Annotated in this window: 1 protein-coding gene and 1 pseudogene; one reads left to right on the top strand and one right to left on the bottom strand. The window is 46.5% G+C overall.

Annotated elements, in window-relative coordinates:
* A partial coding sequence (locus DFR34_RS17250; protein WP_158281874.1) for a hypothetical protein occupies positions 1–1,007 on the top strand: 1,007 nt, incomplete at its 5' end.
* Here DFR34_RS17250 and DFR34_RS17705 read toward each other — a convergent pair.
* Positions 1,004–1,449: pseudogene (locus DFR34_RS17705) on the bottom strand (transposase); the annotation flags it as partial. The gene DFR34_RS17250 and the pseudogene DFR34_RS17705 sit on opposite strands and share 4 nt — an antisense overlap.
* Between the last annotated feature and the right edge of the window lie 219 nt (positions 1,450–1,668).

Raw genomic sequence — 1,668 nt, 5'->3', positions numbered from 1 at the left:
GCCCATTCTTCGTCGCTGACATCGGATGGGTAAGGTTTGCGGTTTTCCATGGGGCTTGGATTTTACCGCTATGGGATAGTTCAGAACAGGCTCTAGAGGATGTGGAGCCAGAGCTGCAGGGGGTATGCGCAAGAATAATAGAAGTAATCAAGTCTACTGAAGATTGCTCTATTACACCTAATGATGTCTATTGTAGATTTATTCTTTTTGAACTAATGCTAACTTGGACTTTTTTTCATGAGGTGGCGCATGCTTTACAAAGGCATTATGTTTTCCGTCATGAGGAAAGCCATGCAAATTTACTGCCGGATTATATGGACTGGGAGTTGGATTTTAGCAATTCAGATGATGCCAGCAAAAAAGCCATCTTCAACGAAGAGAGTTGTAGCAATACAACTGAGCCAACAATAGCTGCGCAAGCCCGTGAGTTAATGGCTGATGCCGAAGGCGTGGGAATGGCTTTATCTTATATTGTCCAAAACAGCCGATTCAGTAAAAACATGGCTTATTTGCTCTTTTGCTCATTAGGCTGCATGTTTCAACGATTTTACAATAAATATGATGGAGATGGTTTGGGGGTTGGCACTTCACGTCATCCACATCCAGCGGTTAGGGATAAAATTTTAAATCTATTTTTAATAAAAATTATTGACGATCGGTTGGTGCATGAAAAAGATGGAGAGTACTCAGTAGATAAGAAACATGAGCTTTTTTATTTAAGCGTTCGGGCAAATATCTTTGTGGGCTTGTTTAGATCTTGGCGAATCGAGGCGCGAGAGGACGAAAGTATTCTGCCTTCATACATGAGGCTTCGGGGAAAAGAATATTCAGAGGAAATGAGATTTTATATTGACCAACTATTTCCAAGCATTCAAACCCAAACAACAAGAGTCATAAAAGAGCTTCATTTTTTTCCAGGAGAATCACTATTGCCAACTTTAATAAAAGTAACGCAAACATTAATTAAGAAAGACGATCTTAAATGCCAAAGCCAACGCGCATCCTAGAGTATATCTCGAATATTGCAAACAACATAAATCGGGTTCAACAGCATCAACATGGAAAACGCCACGTAATGTAGTCCGGCCAGCGTCTGCGGCCGCTTCTCGTAGGCTCTGGCCAAACGCCGGAAGCGAGCGGCCCAGCCAAAGCTGCGCTCCACTACCCAGCGACGCGGCGGCAGCACAAAGCCCCGCTTGGCTTCTGGCAGCTTCACCACGTGAGCTCTACGCCATGTTCACCAGCTTCATTGGCGACAGTTTCACCGGTATAGCCTTGATCAACAAAGGCGATTTTGACTAAAAAACTGGTTTCTTCCTGCGCCGCCTGCACCAGCTTGCCCACCTGGCTGCGGTCTTGTTCGTCTGCCGGCGTGACATGAAGGGTCAGCAAGTGGCCGAGGGCATCCACCGCCATATGCACCTTGACGCCCTTTTTACGCTTGGCGCCAAGCGTAGCTCGTGCCTGTGCTGCTGACGTGGACTGATATAGTGCGGTTATTGATGATGATGGCGAAATGAATGCACTTTGCGGCCGCTAGAGCATGTTCTGAACCATCCCAACAACATCAGGAAGGTGCGGCAGCATCAACATGGCAAACGCCACGTAATGTAATCCAGCCAGCGTCTGCGGCAGCTTCTCGTAAGCTCTGGCCAAACGCCGGAAGCG

It is taken from the genome of Rivihabitans pingtungensis (assembly GCF_003201855.1).
Classification (GTDB): Bacteria; Pseudomonadota; Gammaproteobacteria; order Burkholderiales; family Aquaspirillaceae; genus Rivihabitans; species Rivihabitans pingtungensis.
The sequence above is the reverse complement of the archived record's forward strand: the minus strand, read 5'-3'. Positions and strand labels throughout refer to the sequence as shown.